This is a genomic window from Escherichia sp. WS568 (assembly GCF_046486085.1).
Taxonomy (GTDB): domain Bacteria; phylum Pseudomonadota; class Gammaproteobacteria; order Enterobacterales; family Enterobacteriaceae; genus Escherichia; species Escherichia coli.
Window position 1 is genome coordinate 147,461 of the sequence record NZ_JBJQMC010000011.1, and the last position, 15,276, is coordinate 162,736.

13 protein-coding genes and 1 pseudogene are annotated in these 15,276 nt (G+C 46.6%); 12 read left to right on the plus strand and 2 right to left on the minus strand.

What is annotated here, in order from left to right:
* Positions 1–46: 46 nt before the first annotated feature.
* The gene (locus tag ACJHWR_RS14400; RefSeq protein WP_000021343.1) at positions 47–832 is read right to left on the minus strand and encodes an SDR family oxidoreductase; all 786 of its coding nucleotides are present in this window, start codon (positions 830–832) and stop codon (positions 47–49) included.
* Between the two features lie 317 nt (positions 833–1,149).
* Between ACJHWR_RS14400 and ACJHWR_RS14405 the strand changes: the two genes are divergently transcribed.
* From ACJHWR_RS14405 to ACJHWR_RS14435, 7 genes are all read left to right on the plus strand, one after another.
* Complete coding sequence (locus tag ACJHWR_RS14405) at positions 1,150–2,427, plus strand: MFS transporter (protein WP_001164562.1); 1,278 nt, start codon at positions 1,150–1,152, stop codon at positions 2,425–2,427.
* Positions 2,428–2,453: 26 nt separating this feature from the next.
* Positions 2,454–3,932, plus strand: coding sequence for an FGGY-family carbohydrate kinase (locus ACJHWR_RS14410; RefSeq protein ID WP_000039728.1), 1,479 nt, complete (start codon positions 2,454–2,456; stop codon positions 3,930–3,932).
* 164 nt (positions 3,933–4,096) lie between these two features.
* Positions 4,097–5,017, plus strand: a complete 921-nt coding sequence (locus ACJHWR_RS14415) for an aminoimidazole riboside kinase (protein ID WP_001276281.1) — start codon at positions 4,097–4,099, stop codon at positions 5,015–5,017.
* 167 nt (positions 5,018–5,184) lie between these two features.
* Complete coding sequence (locus ACJHWR_RS14420; protein ID WP_000277207.1) at positions 5,185–6,702, plus strand: carbohydrate porin; 1,518 nt, start codon at positions 5,185–5,187, stop codon at positions 6,700–6,702.
* A gap of 60 nt (positions 6,703–6,762) precedes the next feature.
* Positions 6,763–8,133 (plus strand): sucrose-specific PTS transporter subunit IIBC, encoded by a 1,371-nt coding sequence (locus ACJHWR_RS14425; RefSeq protein WP_000344912.1) that lies wholly within the window; start codon positions 6,763–6,765, stop codon positions 8,131–8,133.
* Complete coding sequence (locus tag ACJHWR_RS14430; protein ID WP_023141769.1) at positions 8,133–9,542, plus strand: sucrose-6-phosphate hydrolase; 1,410 nt, start codon at positions 8,133–8,135, stop codon at positions 9,540–9,542. The genes ACJHWR_RS14425 and ACJHWR_RS14430 overlap by 1 nt, the downstream gene beginning before the upstream one ends.
* Before the next feature lie 25 nt (positions 9,543–9,567).
* Complete coding sequence (locus tag ACJHWR_RS14435) at positions 9,568–10,575, plus strand: LacI family DNA-binding transcriptional regulator (protein WP_001232702.1); 1,008 nt, start codon at positions 9,568–9,570, stop codon at positions 10,573–10,575.
* 85 nt (positions 10,576–10,660) lie between these two features.
* Here the strand turns inward: ACJHWR_RS14435 and queE are convergent, their stop codons facing one another.
* The gene (queE, locus tag ACJHWR_RS14440) at positions 10,661–11,332 is read right to left on the minus strand and encodes a 7-carboxy-7-deazaguanine synthase QueE (RefSeq protein WP_001199973.1); all 672 of its coding nucleotides are present in this window, start codon (positions 11,330–11,332) and stop codon (positions 10,661–10,663) included.
* A gap of 172 nt (positions 11,333–11,504) precedes the next feature.
* Between queE and ACJHWR_RS14445 the strand changes: the two genes are divergently transcribed.
* The 5 genes and pseudogenes from ACJHWR_RS14445 to ACJHWR_RS14465 form a co-directional block, all read left to right on the plus strand.
* Positions 11,505–12,107 (plus strand): LemA family protein, encoded by a 603-nt coding sequence (locus ACJHWR_RS14445; protein WP_000944228.1) that lies wholly within the window; start codon positions 11,505–11,507, stop codon positions 12,105–12,107.
* 13 nt (positions 12,108–12,120) lie between these two features.
* Positions 12,121–12,792: pseudogene (locus ACJHWR_RS14450) on the plus strand (TPM domain-containing protein); the annotation flags it as partial.
* A 236-nt stretch (positions 12,793–13,028) separates the two neighbouring features.
* On the plus strand, positions 13,029–14,177 hold the full coding sequence (locus tag ACJHWR_RS14455; protein WP_001217997.1) for a TPM domain-containing protein: 1,149 nt from the start codon (positions 13,029–13,031) through the stop codon (positions 14,175–14,177).
* Positions 14,178–14,182: 5 nt separating this feature from the next.
* Complete coding sequence (locus ACJHWR_RS14460) at positions 14,183–15,055, plus strand: TPM domain-containing protein (RefSeq protein WP_024175812.1); 873 nt, start codon at positions 14,183–14,185, stop codon at positions 15,053–15,055.
* Between the two features lie 98 nt (positions 15,056–15,153).
* The coding region (locus tag ACJHWR_RS14465; protein WP_227894989.1) for a hypothetical protein at positions 15,154–15,276 on the plus strand (123 nt) is incomplete at its 3' end.

Here is a 15,276-nt window from a genome sequence, read left to right on the forward strand (position 1 = left end):
AATGGAATAATCATTAATAAGAGAAAACAGAAACCACCGTTATGGATTAGCGCACTAAATAACCGCCATCAACCACTAATAAATGTCCGTTGACATAATTCGATGCCGGACTTGCGAGAAATATGGCTGTGCCCATTAAATCCTGAGTATCGCCCCAACGGTTTGCTGGAATATGATCAAGAACGCGCTGATTGGTTTCTGGATTACTGCGTGTCGCCAGGGTGATATCGGTAGCGTAATATCCAGGGGCAATACCATTTACCTGAATATTATATTGACCTAGTTCATCACAATAAGCTTTGGTGAATCCGGCAAGAGCATGTTTAGTGGCAGAATATGCAGGTGACCATTGTCCACCTAAGTAAGAGAATAATGAACAGATATTAATGATTTTACCGCTTTTCTGCGGGATCATAATTTTTGCAGCTTCATAGCTTAACTCGAATGCGGCGGTCAGGTTCACGTCAATCATCGGGTCCCAGTCGGCACGACCAAAGTCCAGCACCTTATTCAGCTTACAAATACCGGCATTGTTAACCAGAATATCTACGGTACCGAAGCGCTCACAGCAGGCAGCGATAATCTTCTGCGGCGCGCCTTCTGCGGTGATATCCACCTGCATAAAATCAACTTCGACACCCTGTTTTTCAATCATTTCCTTTGTTTCGCCGTTATCTTTGACGAAGCTAGGGATAAAGACATTTGCGCCAGCTTTGGCCAACGCCATGGCAAATGCCTGGCCTAAACCGCTATTCCCGCCGGTAACAATTGCTGTTTTACCTTTCAGGGAGAAAAAATCCATTGAGAACGCATTGAGAGATTCGATTGACATAGTTAACTCCAATTTCCGTAAAGCAAAAAAAAGAAAGGTAACTTCCCCCGCGAGAGGGAAGTTACCTTTCTCATTATCTCTGGTAACTGGAGATAATTTTTAGCATAAGGGCATAAGCGCTAATGTGATCGTAATCACAGTGTGATATTCGTATTGTCAAATAATTTTAAAAAGCAGAAGCGTGACTACTCTCACACAACACCACTGCTTTCCATGTTATTTCTTATTGCAATTACTAGAGACCTGAGAAAAGTAATCCACCTGAAAGGGCGGCTTACTTTTCTCTTTTTTTTGTCTATTACAAATGGGAATACGATATGCAACACAACTCATATCGCCGTTGGATAACCCTCGCGATAATTAGTTTTAGCGGCGGCGTTAGTTTCGACCTGGCTTATTTACGTTATATTTATCAAATTCCCATGGCGAAATTTATGGGATTCAGCAATACCGAGATAGGTTTAATAATGAGTACCTTTGGTATTGCAGCTATTATTCTTTATGCGCCCAGTGGCGTTATTGCCGATAAATTCTCACATCGCAAAATGATTACTTCCGCGATGATCATTACCGGATTACTGGGTCTGTTAATGGCAACTTATCCACCGCTGTGGGTAATGCTCTGTATTCAGGTTGCCTTTGCGATAACGACGATTTTAATGCTGTGGTCGGTGTCGATTAAAGCCGCATCGTTGCTGGGCGATCATAGCGAGCAAGGGAAAATTATGGGCTGGATGGAAGGGCTGCGCGGCGTCGGTGTAATGTCGCTGGCGGTGTTTACCATGTGGGTCTTTTCTCGCTTTGCACCGGATGACAGCGCCAGCCTGAAAACGGTCATTATCATCTATAGTGTGGTTTACATCTTGTTGGGGATTCTGTGCTGGTTTTTTGTTAGCGATAACAACAACCTGCGCAGTGCCAATAACGAAGAAAAACAATCATTCCAGCTTAGCGACATCCTGGCTGTTTTGCGCATCAGCACCACCTGGTATTGCAGCATGGTGATTTTTGGCGTCTTCACCATCTACGCCATTCTGAGTTACTCCACCAACTATCTCACCGAAATGTACGGCATGTCGCTGGTGGCGGCGAGCTACATGGGGATTGTGATCAACAAAATCTTCCGCGCGCTGTGTGGTCCACTTGGCGGCATTATCACCACCTACAGTAAAGTGAAATCCCCTACCCGCGTAATTCAAATCCTTTCCATCATCGGCCTGCTGGCACTGACTGCCCTGCTTGTTACCAACTCTAACCCGCAATCGGTCGCTATGGGGATTGGCCTGATTTTACTACTGGGATTCACCTGCTACGCCTCACGTGGACTGTACTGGGCCTGCCCCGGCGAAGCGAGAACACCGTCTTACATTATGGGCACCACGGTAGGTATTTGTTCGGTGATTGGATTCCTGCCGGATGTCTTCGTTTACCCGATTATCGGCCACTGGCAAGACACCCTGCCCGCTGCAGAAGCCTACCGCAACATGTGGCTAATGGGCATGGCGGCGCTTGCCATGGTGATCATCTTTACCTTTTTGCTGTTCCAAAAAATTCGTACTGCTGATAGCGCCCCTGCTATGGCTAGCAGCAAGTAAGTCCAGAAAATTACAGGAGAAAAATCATGTCGAAAAAATACATCATAGGGATTGATGGCGGAAGTCAGAGCACAAAAGTGGTGATGTATGATCTGGAAGGTAATGTGGTTTGCGAAGGCAAAGGCTTATTGCAGCCGATGCACACGCCAGATGCCGATACCGCAGAACATCCTGACGACGATTTATGGGCATCATTATGTTTTGCCGGTCACGATTTGATGAGTCAGTTTGCCGGAAATAAAGAAGATATTGTCGGTATTGGTCTGGGATCCATCCGTTGCTGCCGTGCGTTATTGAAAGCCGATGGCACGCCAGCTGCGCCGTTGATTAGCTGGCAGGATGCACGCGTTACACGTCCCTACGAGCACACCAATCCTGATGTGGCATATGTCACCTCTTTTTCAGGTTATCTGACACACCGTTTAACCGGCGAGTTTAAAGACAATATCGCCAACTATTTTGGTCAGTGGCCGGTGGATTATAAGACCTGGGCATGGAGCGAAGATACCGCGGTAATGGAGAAGTTTAATATTCCCCGACAGATGCTTTTTGATGTGCAAATGCCGGGCACTGTTCTTGGGCATATCACACCACAAGCCGCGCTGGCGACACATTTCCCGGTTGGACTGCCCGTTGTTTGTACCACCAGTGATAAACCGGTAGAAGCACTGGGAGCAGGGTTACTGGATGATGAAACGGCGGTAATTTCTCTTGGCACTTACATCGCGTTGATGATGAACGGCAAAGCACTGCCGAAAGATCCGGTAGCGTACTGGCCGATTATGTCTTCTATTCCGCAAACCTTGCTGTATGAAGGTTACGGTATTCGCAAAGGCATGTGGACGGTGAGCTGGCTACGCGACATGCTAGGCGAGTCGTTAATTCAGGATGCCAAAGCACAGGATCTTTCACCGGAAGATTTGCTCAACAAAAAAGCGTCTTGTGTGCCGCCTGGCTGTAATGGTCTGATGACGGTGCTGGACTGGCTGACCAATCCGTGGGAACCATACAAACGCGGGATTATGATCGGCTTTGATTCCAGCATGGATTACGCATGGATATATCGTTCGATACTGGAAAGCGTGGCGCTGACGCTGAAGAACAATTACGACAATATGTGTAATGAAATGAATCACTTTGCAAAGCATGTGATCATTACTGGCGGCGGTTCGAACAGCGATCTGTTTATGCAGATTTTTGCCGACGTGTTCAACCTTCCGGCACGCCGAAACGCCATTAATGGTTGTGCAAGTCTGGGGGCTGCGATCAATACGGCGGCAGGTCTGGGGCTATACCCGGATTACGCAACGGCTGTCGACAAAATGGTTCGCGTGAAAGATATCTTTATGCCTGTTGAGAGCAACGCCAAACGCTACGACGCGATGAATAAAGGCATTTTCAAAGACCTAACCAAGCACACTGATGTGATCCTGAAAAAATCGTATGAAGTGATGCATGGTGAGCTGGGGAATGAAGATTCGATCCAGAGCTGGTCGAATGCGTAAGTGAGATAAACAGTGCCGGGTAGATGATTAATCCCGGCATATTCACGTTTCCACCACAAAATACCGGGTAACCACTGCTGAATATTGTTCTCTCCTGAGCAGCGTTTATGCTTTAATTGCTAAACCGATTTAATTAGTTTAGCAATTAGTATATTGGAGCCTTTATGAGCGCAAGAGTATGGGTACTCGGTGATGCGGTTGTTGATTTATTACCCGAAAGCCAGGGGAGACTACTACAGTGTCCTGGCGGGGCGCCTGCTAATGTTGCAGTCGGTATCGCAAGGCTGGGGGGGAAAAGTGCCTTTATTGGCAAAGTTGGCGATGATCCTTTCGGTCGCTTTATGTATCAGACACTGAGTACAGAAAATGTTGATACACATTATATGTCTCTTGATCCTCAACAACGCACCTCAATTGTGGCTGTAGGACTTGATGAGCAAGGAGAAAGAAACTTTACCTTTATGGTACGCCCAAGTGCCGATCTTTTTTTACAACCTGGTGACCTTCCTGCATTTGGGCCGGGTGAATGGCTCCATCTTTGTTCCATTGCGCTCAGTGCAGAACCTTCCCGAAGTACCGCATTTCTGGCTATGGAGAAAATACGTCAGGCTGGCGGAAACATCAGTTTTGATCCCAATATCCGCAGCGATCTCTGGCAGAGTGAAGCGCTATTAAGGAAATACCTTGATCGCGCACTTTCGCTGGCGAATATCGCTAAATTGTCCGAAGAAGAGTTGCTATTCATCAGTGGCGAAAGCCAGGTTCAGCAAGGCGCATATTCATTAGTACAACGTTATTCGTTGACTTTATTGCTTATTACACAAGGAAAAAATGGCGTACTTGTGTATTTTCAGGGGCAGTTTATCCACTATCCCGCCAAACCTGTTTCTGTCGTCGATACGACCGGGGCAGGAGATGCTTTTGTCGCTGGATTACTTGCAGGTCTGGCTGATTCTGGAATACCAACAAATACCAGACAGCTTGAACGAATCATTGCACAAGCTCAGATTTGTGGTGCTCTGGCGACCACGGCTAAAGGCGCGATAACCGCCTTACCCCGACAACACGATCTCCCTTCACAATAGTGATCCTGCTGTTGTATCTGTAACCCGATTTGTCGTGCCTGTCACATTTACTAAATCGGTTTAGCGAAAATAATTGCTCTGGCTAAAAAGTCAGCTTTATTATCAACACCTAAACCGGTTTAGCATTTTAGCAATTTTTATAATTCTCTGATGGGACGCGACAAATTATGTATAAAAAAACAACTTTGGCAATGTTAATTGCTTTGCTGACCGGTGCTACAACGGTACATGCGCAAACGGATATTAGCAGTATCGAATCTCGACTGGCGGCGTTGGAACAACGTTTAAAAAATGCGGAATCCCGCGCCCAGGCGGCAGAAGCAAGGGCCAAAACAGCTGAATTACAGGTTCAGAAACTGGCTGAAACACAACAACAAAATCAGCTAACAACTCAAGAAGTAGCACAGAGAACAGTTCAGCTCGAACAGAAATCCGCAGAAAACAGTGGTTTTGAGTTTCATGGCTATGCCCGTTCCGGGTTACTGATGAATGATGCCGCTTCCAGTAGCAAAAGTGGGCCGTATCTGACTCCCGCAGGTGAAACTGGTGGAGCTGTTGGCCGTCTGGGAAATGAAGCCGATACCTATGTCGAGTTAAATGTAGAACATAAACAAACACTAGATAACGGTGCGACCACACGCTTTAAAGCAATGTTGGCTGACGGACAAAGAGATTACAACGACTGGACTGGCGGCTCCAGTAACCTGAATATCCGACAGGCTTTTGCCGAACTGGGCGCATTACCAAGTTTTACCGGAGCATTCAAAGACAGTACTGTCTGGGCTGGTAAACGCTTTGATCGCGACAATTTTGATATTCACTGGTTAGACTCCGATGTCGTATTTTTAGCGGGAACGGGCGGCGGTATCTATGACGTAAAATGGAACGATACATTCCGCAGTAACTTTTCTCTCTACGGACGTAATTTCGGCGATCTTGATGATATCGACAATAACGTTCAGAACTACATCCTCACCATGAATCATTATGCAGGCCCCTTCCAGTTGATGGTTAGCGGATTACGGGCAAAAGATAATGATGATCGAAAAGATGCCAATGGTGATCTCATTCAAACTGATGCTGCAAATACTGGCGTACATGCGTTAGTTGGTCTGCACAATGACACTTTCTATGGCCTGCGTGAAGGGACGGCAAAAACAGCACTGCTATATGGCCATGGCCTGGGTGCGGAAGTCAAAGGGATTGGCTCCGATGGCGCTCTGCTGTCTGAGGCGAATACCTGGCGCTTCGCATCTTACGGCACAACACCTCTGGGAAGCGGTTGGTATGTTGCGCCAGCAATTCTCGCACAAAGCAGTAAAGATCGTTACGTCAAAGGCGATAGCTACGAATGGGTGACCTTCAATACACGTCTGATCAAAGAGGTAACACAGAATTTTGCTCTGGCCTTTGAGGGTAGCTATCAATATATGGATCTGAAGCCAAAGGGGTATCAAAACCACAACGCCGTAAACGGCAGCTTCTATAAACTCACCTTTGCTCCAACTCTAAAAGCTAACGATATCAATAATTTCTTTAGCCGTCCGGAGCTTCGCCTGTTTGCCACCTGGATGGACTGGAGCAGCAAACTTGATGATTTTGCCAGCAATGACGCTTTCGGCAGCAGTGGTTTCAATACTGGTGGAGAGTGGAATTTTGGTGTCCAAATGGAAACCTGGTTTTAATACCAGACAGCCTCACGAATGTGAGGCTTTTACTGAAATAACAATGAATTAGAGGGTTATATGGATTTCGATAAAATCGCCCAATCGTTGCTTCCTTTATTAGGTGGTAAGGAGAACATCGCCAGTGCAGCACATTGCGCCACTCGCCTACGGCTGGTACTGGTTGACGACACACTTGCCGATCAACATGCCATTGGCCAGATTGATGGAGTGAAAGGTTGTTTTCGTAATTCAGGGCAAATGCAGATCATCTTTGGCACCGGCGTGGTTAATAAAGTCTATGCTGCCTTTATTCAGGTTGCGGGTATTAGCGAATCCAGTAAAGCAGATACCGCTCGACTCGCCGCTCAAAAACTCAATCCTTTTCAGCGAATAGCACGGCTGCTTTCTAATATTTTTGTCCCCATCATTCCTGCCATTGTTGCTTCTGGTTTATTAATGGGGCTTCTGGGAATGGTGAAAACATATGGCTGGGTGAATGCCGATAATGCGATTTATATCCTGCTGGATATGTGCAGTTCAGCCGCATTTATTATTCTCCCCATCCTGATTGGCTTTACTGCTGCTCGTGAATTTGGTGGAAATCCTTATCTTGGCGCGACATTAGGAGGGATTCTGACTCACCCGGCACTCACAAATGCCTGGGGCGTTGCTGCGGGATTTCAGACAATGAACTTCTTCGGTTTTGAAATCGCCATGATTGGCTATCAGGGAACGGTTTTCCCCGTGCTTCTGGCAGTATGGTTTATGAGCATAGTGGAAAAACAGTTACGCAGGTTTATCCCTGATGCTCTGGATCTCATTCTGACGCCATTTCTGACTGTCGTCATTTCTGGCTTTATCGCTCTTTTAATTATTGGTCCGGCAGGGCGAGCGTTAGGTGATGGTATCTCTTTCGTTCTCAGCACGCTGATTGCACACGCTGGCTGGTTAGCGGGGTTGTTATTCGGCGGGCTATATTCAGCGATTGTTATTACGGGTATTCATCATAGCTTCCACGCAATTGAAGCAGGACTTTTAGGTAACCCTGCAATCGGTGTTAATTTCCTGCTGCCTATTTGGGCAATGGCAAACGTTGCGCAAGGCGGTGCATGTCTGGCGGTATGGTTTAAAACCAAAGATACAAAAATTAAAGCAATCACCCTACCCTCGGCTTTTTCCGCAATGTTAGGGATTACTGAAGCCGCTATTTTTGGTATCAACCTTCGTTTTGTTAAACCTTTTATTGCGGCCTTAATTGGTGGCGCTGCCGGCGGTGCCTGGGTTGTCTCTGTTCACGTTTATATGACTGCCGTTGGTCTGACCGCAATACCCGGCATGGCAATCGTTCAGCCAACATCGTTGGTTAATTATATTATTGGAATGGTGATTGCTTTCGCTGTCGCTTTTAGTCTCTCTTTATTGCTCAAATACAAAACAGACGAGGAGTAATGTCGATGCCTTCACAAATGCCCGCGATTTTACAGGCAGTGATGAAAGGTCAGTCCAAAGCACAGGCAGATGCCCACTATCCTTGTTGGCATCTCGCTCCCGTCACCGGACTAATGAACGATCCAAATGGCTTTTGCTGGTCAGGAGGCCGCTATCATCTGTTTTATCAGTGGAATCCATTGGATTGTAATCATAAGTACAAATGTTGGGGGCACTGGAGTTCGACGGATTTATTGCACTGGCAGCATGAACCATTAGCGCTAATGCCCGATAAAGAGTATGACCGTAATGGTTGTTACTCAGGAAGCGCGGTTAATAATCAGGGCGTTCTCACACTTTGCTATACCGGTAATGTTAAGTTTGATGATGGCAGCAGAACGGCATGGCAATGTCTGGCCACCGAAAATAACCAGGGCGGGTTTGATAAATTAGGCCCTGTCATACCGTTACCTGATGGTTACACCGGACATGTTCGTGATCCAAAAGTCTGGAAGCACAACAGCCGATGGTACATGGTGCTTGGCGCGCAAGATAAAGAGAAACGGGGGAAAGTGCTGCTGTATTCCTCTGTCGATCTCTATACCTGGTCTTTTCATGGAGAAATTGCTGGTAATGGTCTGAATGAAATTGATAACGCAGGATACATGTGGGAATGTCCTGATCTTTTCGCCCTTGATGGTGAATACATTCTCCTCTGCTGCCCCCAGGGAATGGCGCGCGAACATGAGCGCTATCTGAATACCTATCCCTGCGCCTGGCTACATGGACAGTTTGATTACGAGACAGGCAAATTTACGCATGGCGCTTTCTCAGAGCTGGATGCGGGATTTGAATTCTATGCACCACAGACGATGGAAGCCCCGGACGGGCGACGATTACTGGTCGGCTGGATGGGGGTTCCTGATGGCGAAGAGATGTTGCAACCAACCAGAAAGCATCATTGGCAGCATCAAATGACCTGTTTTCGCGAACTCTCATTCCAGAAGGGAAAATTATTTCAGATGCCAATCAGGGAACTCGCGCAACTGCGTGAAGCTGAACACTTCTGGCAAGGAAAAGCGGATCATGCGCCGCCTGTCGCAATTGAACGTCTGGAAATGGACATCATTCCATCAGGCGAGCTACATCTGAATTTTGGCAACGCACTGGCACTGCATCTTAATGACGATGGTATTCAACTACAGAGGAAAAGCCTTGCAGGGCAAGAGAAACTAACTCGTTACTGGCGAGGAAGCGTAACGTCACTGAAGATTCTCTGTGACAGTTCCAGCATAGAGATATTCATCAATAATGGCGAAGGCGTAATGAGCAATCGTTATTTTCCCCATCATCCAGCTTCGCTGATATTACAGGGCGAGTCTGACGTCACGTTACACTACTGGTCGCTACGCGCCTGCATGGTAGAATGAGGGTTTTGAATTACGGATCCTCGTCGTGAGAAAAACCAAACGCGTTACTATTAAAGACATTGCTGAACTGGCGGGAGTGTCGAAAGCAACCGCCAGTCTGGTTCTCAATGGTCGTGGCAAAGAGTTACGTGTTGCGCAGGAAACGCGTGAGCGTGTGCTGAGTATTGCCCAACAGCAGCATTATCAGCCCAGCATTCATGCCCGCTCATTACGGGACAACCGCAGTCACACCATTGGTCTCGTCGTTCCTGAAATCACTAACTACGGATTTGCAGTATTTTCCCATGAACTGGAAACATTGTGTCGGGAAGCGGGAGTCCAACTCCTCATATCCTGTACTGATGAAAATCCTTCACAGGAAACAATGGTGGTGAACAATATGATTGCCCGCCAGGTTGATGGGTTAATCGTCGCATCCAGTATGCTGCATGATAATGACTATCAAAAACTTAGCGAGCAATTACCTGTTGTGTTGTTCGATCGCCACATGAACGGCAGCACATTGCCATTGGTCATTACTGACTCTGTTTCTCCCACCGCCGCTCTGGTGGCAGATATTGCACGGAGTCACCCGGATGAATTCTATTTTCTGGGCGGACAACCCCGTTTGTCACCGACTCGCGATCGACTGGAAGGATTTACACAAGGCTTGCAGCAAGCCGGAGTAACGCTACAACCTGAATGGATTATTCACGGTAATTATCATCCGAGCTCAGGCTATGAAATGTTTGCCGCGCTATGCGCTCGTTTAGGACGTCCCCCTAAAGCCTTATTCACTGCCGCTTGTGGATTACTGGAAGGCGTTCTGCGCTATATGAGCCAATATAATTTACTCGACAGTAAAATCCACCTGGCGAGTTTTGATGATCATTACTTGTATGATTCACTTTCGGTAAGAATCGACACAATACAACAGGATAATCGCCAACTTGCTTTTCACTGCTTTGAACTTATTTCGCAACTGATTGAAGGTGAAACGCCATCCCCATTACAGCGTTATCTTCCTGCCAGTCTACAAAAACGCTACCGATAATCCCGTCACTATCTTGCATCGCCCCTGTAAAACGGGGCGATTGTTTTTCAACCTGAACGTTAAATATTAATGATGAATAATCAAATCAGGCAATATTTAGATATTTATGTGTTTGCATCGACAAACGCCAATTACGCGCAATGCAGGTTTCAATGCACAAACGTGTGGCATCATCCTTTTGGCTAATCGGCTGGAGTGCAATGACTCGCGGTTTATCATCGGTCAGCGTTGCCAGTAGTTCATCCAGTGCTTCAATATCACGTACGCGTCCCACTGGATGCTTGATTTCGTTGGCTCGCTCCAGTGCCTGTGACAACACTTCATAGCCGCCGCGCATGTTCAGCTTTGGCGATACGGTAACCCAGGTATTCGGCGTGCAGCGTACTTCATGAGTACCGCTGGTTTCGATCTGGCAGCTAAAACCGTTCTTTTCGAGCAGGTCAGTCAGTGGCAGCAAATCATGAATGCAAGGCTCACCACCCGTAATCACCACATGCCGCGCGGTATATCCCTGCCGACCAATGACAGCCAGCAAATCTTCACTGCTCGCCGCCCCCCACTTATCACTCTCTTTGGTCTTCGCCAGAATGCTGAAAAGGGAGACTTCCCGATCCTCAAGCTTTTCCCAGGTGTGTTTGGTGTCGCACCAGGCACAGCCAACCGGGCATCCCTGTAAACGAATAAAAATGGCGGGGACGCCGGTAAAGTAACCCTCACCTTGCAGGGTCTGGAACATCTCGTTAATCGGGTACTGCATAGCATTCTCTGTGAAGTGGATAATTGTTAATTATTGCAGATCCTGCCACAACAATCATGTCTTATTAACATTCTGTTACAGGCAGGTTTAAGGCAAAAAGTGGATGAGATCATAAAGAATAAAATGAAGCGGCGTATTATGTTTTAAGGAATTAATTAAAAGGGACATAGACATGCTCAGGATATTCATCGTAATTATATTTATTGTCAATTTATCAGGCTGTGGATATAACGATATTCAAACCTATGATGAGCAGGTTAACGCCTCCTGGTCTGAGGTATTGAATCAATATCAACGTCGCGCCGATCTTATTCCTAATCTTGTCGCCAGTATTAAAGGTTATTCTAGCCATGAACAAGAGGTACTGGAAGCCGTAACATTGGCACGTAGCCAGGCTAATCGCGCCAGTAGCGATCTTCAGCAAGCTCCGGGAGATGCGCAAAAATTACAAGCCTGGCAACAAGCCCAGGCGCAGGTGTCTCGCACTCTCGGTCAGTTAACGATAATTAGTGAACGTTACCCTGAGTTAAAAGCTCAGGAACTCTATCAAAACTTAATGGTACAGCTCGAAGGAAGTGAAAATAGAATTGCCGTTGCGCGAGGAAGATATATTAAAGCCATTGAACAATATAATGTCACTATCCGCAAATTCCCCGCTGTATTAACCGCAAAGGTCATGGATTACACACCAAAGAAAAATTATTTGCCGGATGATGTCACCGCAGTAAGTAAAGCCCCAACAATAGATTTTAGCCAGAATGCTAATGCGCATTAAGCGGGGAAGTTCTATGCGAAATTTTATCTTCCTTATGGCTTTCTTCTGTTCATCTGTGTTTGCCACACAAATTCCAGTACCTGAATCCCCCAAGTATGTGAATGACTTAACCGGCACATTAACAAACAGCGAAGTAAACACCCTGACCAACCAGATTAAAGCCCTGACGCAAAAAAACCACGCACAGTTGGTCGTGTTAGTGGTTGATACAACAGGCGATGAAACCATCGAGCAGTACGCAACGCGGGTATTCGATAGCTGGAAACCGGGTGATAAAGACCGCGATGATGGCGTTCTACTGTTAGTCGCCTGGCAGGATCATACCGTGCGTATTGAAATCGGTTACGGACTGGAAGGTATTATTACGGATGTACAGTCCGGGAAAATTATTCGCAACAGTATTATTCCGGCATTTAAAAAAGGCGACCTGGCTGGTGGTTTACAAAAGGGGATCAACGATATTGAAAGTCGCCTGACGGGGAATAATTCAGCAACGATAACACCGACCGATCACCCTTTGCCCTTTAGCGGTTGGTGGGCTTTGTTAGTCTGGGCGATAATACTGACGTTTATTTCTGCCAGAGGATATATCAAAACGCTGGGACTGATTTGCTTCGCAGCTATTGTACTGGCCTTTGTTTTACCTATAGCAGGTTTCAGCGGAAGCTGGGGAGTGCTCGCAACATTACTCTGCTTCGCCACACCGTTCCTGGCTGTCGCCATCGCTTTTACTCCCTTCGGCAAAAAGGTTCGGGATTCGATGCGTAATACCAACCAGCCATCACGCCATACAAGAAGTAATTCTTCCTCCCACTATTCGTCATCGTCATCCTCTTCATTCGACAATGACAATTTCCGCGGCGGCGGCGGTTCATCTGGCGGCGGTGGCGCCTCCGGGCGCTGGTAACAAAAGGAATTGAAATGCGTATTTTTCTCTTACTTCTGATGCTATATGGTTTCCAGGCATTCGCTGAACAATTGCCTTCAGTAACTGACTTAACCGGGACATTAACGACAGAAGAACAAACTGCTTTAAATCAACAATTACAGACTCTCGAGCAGCAAAACCACTTCCAGGTGGCCGTGTTGGTTACGCCGACCACAGGGGGCAAAAACATTAAACTTGCAGCCTCTCAGAGCTACGGGTTATATCACTGGAAACCCGTTGGAGAGAAGCGGTACGGCGAAGGTATCTTAATTCTCGTCGTTTGGCCGGAAGGGCTGGCGTCAATGAAGATTGGGCATGGACTGAAAGAGATGCTGCCACCGGAACAAGCTGCGCAAATTGTTCATTACCATATGCAACCGGAATTCAAAAAAAATAATCTCTTCTCCGGGTTAACGCAGGGAATTGAAGGCATCGCACAGTTTACCTATATAAAAGCGAATCTTAGCCCTTTGGATGCTTTAGCCAATCATCTGTTTGCTAATCCGCAACGCTCGCTGCCATGTCTTGCCTGGACATTACTGATGATCGTTGCCATCGTTGTCCTCTGGCGATTTACCAGCCGTCCCGGGCCTGGCATATGGATGATATCGATGATTACTCCTATGGTCTGGTTTTTCTTCTTTCAGGATGATGTCATCATTCGGCGGGTATCGCTCGTTTGTTTTAGTTTATTTTTCGCAGCAACCTGCTGGCAGCGTCTCGCGGTAATTTTTCATATGTATCGCGTATTTCCTATGATGCTGGCCCCAAAAAATAAAAACGCTAAAGTGAAAAAACAAAAGACGACTCAGCAGGTTTCTCAATCCGAACGAAACTCATTGTTTGTCGTGCTGCTGATAATTGTTGTGGGATGGTGCCTGGTATTCGCCAGTAATAAAGATATAGCATTCATCTCAACAATTATTGGGTTAATTGATCATTTTATCGGCCCAATAACCATTGCTGGCATCGTTCTGCTGATCATTGTGGCCAAATTTACTGGCAATCTTAAGCTGGGGTCAGGAGAAAAAAGCAACAGGAAAACGGGGAATCGTAATGCTCATTCTCGCTCTTCGTCGAAAAATTCTTTCCGCGGTGGCGGCGGTTCTTCAGGAGGCGGCGGTTCATCCGACCGTTGGTGATCGTTATGCGTATAATCCTTTTTCTACTCACTTTATGGTGCCTTCCTGTGCTTGCCCAGCAAATTGCTGTGCCGGAGCTGCGCCAACAGGTGACCGATATTACTGGTACCTTAAGCACGTCTGAACAACAATCACTAACACAACAGCTGCAGGATATTACACAAAAAACACGGGCACAGGTCGCTGTATTAATAGTGCCATCCACCGGAGACGATTCTATTGAACAATATGCTACAAGAGTTTTTGACAATTGGCGTTTAGGAGATGCCAAACGTAATGATGGGATACTGATCATTGTTGCCTGGTCGGATCGTACTGTCCGCATCCAGGTAGGTTATGGGCTGGAAGAAAAGGTAACCGATGCTCTGGCTGGCAATATCATCCGTAGCATCATGATACCCGCCTTTAAAAAACAAAAATTAGCTAAGGGATTAGAATTAGCTATAATCGCTTTGAATAACCAACTCACTTCACAACACCAATATTCGTCTAATCCTTCAGAAAGTGAATCAGCGTCTTCCAGTGATCATTACTACTTTGCTATTTTTTGGGTATTTGCAGTGATGTTCTTCCCTTTCTGGTTTTTTCATCAAGGCAATAATTTTTGTCGGGCATTTAAAAGCAGTGTTTGTATTTCAACAGTCTATCTTATAGATTTATTCCTGTTCTCCGATCAAACTTTTTCCATTGCTGTATTTTCCTTCTTTTTTGCTTTCACCATCATTATGGTCTTTACCTGGTTATGTGTCCCACAGAAAAAAGCATCAGGTAGAAGTTATCATTCAGACAGCGGCGGTTCTGGTGGCGGCTCAAGTGGCGGCGGATTTAACGGAGGTGGCGGTTCTTCTGGCGGTGGCGGCGCGTCTGGCCGCTGGTAACTCAGCCATAAAAAATGCCAGCCCGAAGGCTGTAATGCCGATCAGTTAAGGATCAGTTGACCGATCCAGTGGCTGTGTAAGAATCCGGAAACGCTCACTTGTTTCCGGATTTTTTTATGCACATTGGACAGGCTCTTGATCTGGTATCCCGTTACGATTCTCTGCGTAACCCACTGACTTCTCTGGGGGATTACCTCGACCCCGAACTCATCTCTCGTTGC

What these genes read in the sequence shown, in the direction of transcription:
- ACJHWR_RS14400 (WP_000021343.1), bottom strand. Translation starts at nt 832, where the DNA reads ATGTCAATCGAATCTCTCAATGCGTTCTCAATGGATTTTTTCTCCCTG.
- ACJHWR_RS14405 (WP_001164562.1), top strand. Translation starts at nt 1,150, where the DNA reads ATGCAACACAACTCATATCGCCGTTGGATAACCCTCGCGATAATTAGT.
- ACJHWR_RS14410 (WP_000039728.1), top strand. Translation starts at nt 2,454, where the DNA reads ATGTCGAAAAAATACATCATAGGGATTGATGGCGGAAGTCAGAGCACA.
- ACJHWR_RS14415 (WP_001276281.1), top strand. Translation starts at nt 4,097, where the DNA reads ATGAGCGCAAGAGTATGGGTACTCGGTGATGCGGTTGTTGATTTATTA.
- ACJHWR_RS14420 (WP_000277207.1), top strand. Translation starts at nt 5,185, where the DNA reads ATGTATAAAAAAACAACTTTGGCAATGTTAATTGCTTTGCTGACCGGT.
- ACJHWR_RS14425 (WP_000344912.1), top strand. Translation starts at nt 6,763, where the DNA reads ATGGATTTCGATAAAATCGCCCAATCGTTGCTTCCTTTATTAGGTGGT.
- ACJHWR_RS14430 (WP_023141769.1), top strand. Translation starts at nt 8,133, where the DNA reads ATGTCGATGCCTTCACAAATGCCCGCGATTTTACAGGCAGTGATGAAA.
- queE (WP_001199973.1), bottom strand. Translation starts at nt 11,332, where the DNA reads ATGCAGTACCCGATTAACGAGATGTTCCAGACCCTGCAAGGTGAGGGT.
- ACJHWR_RS14445 (WP_000944228.1), top strand. Translation starts at nt 11,505, where the DNA reads ATGCTCAGGATATTCATCGTAATTATATTTATTGTCAATTTATCAGGC.
- ACJHWR_RS14455 (WP_001217997.1), top strand. Translation starts at nt 13,029, where the DNA reads ATGCGTATTTTTCTCTTACTTCTGATGCTATATGGTTTCCAGGCATTC.
- ACJHWR_RS14460 (WP_024175812.1), top strand. Translation starts at nt 14,183, where the DNA reads ATGCGTATAATCCTTTTTCTACTCACTTTATGGTGCCTTCCTGTGCTT.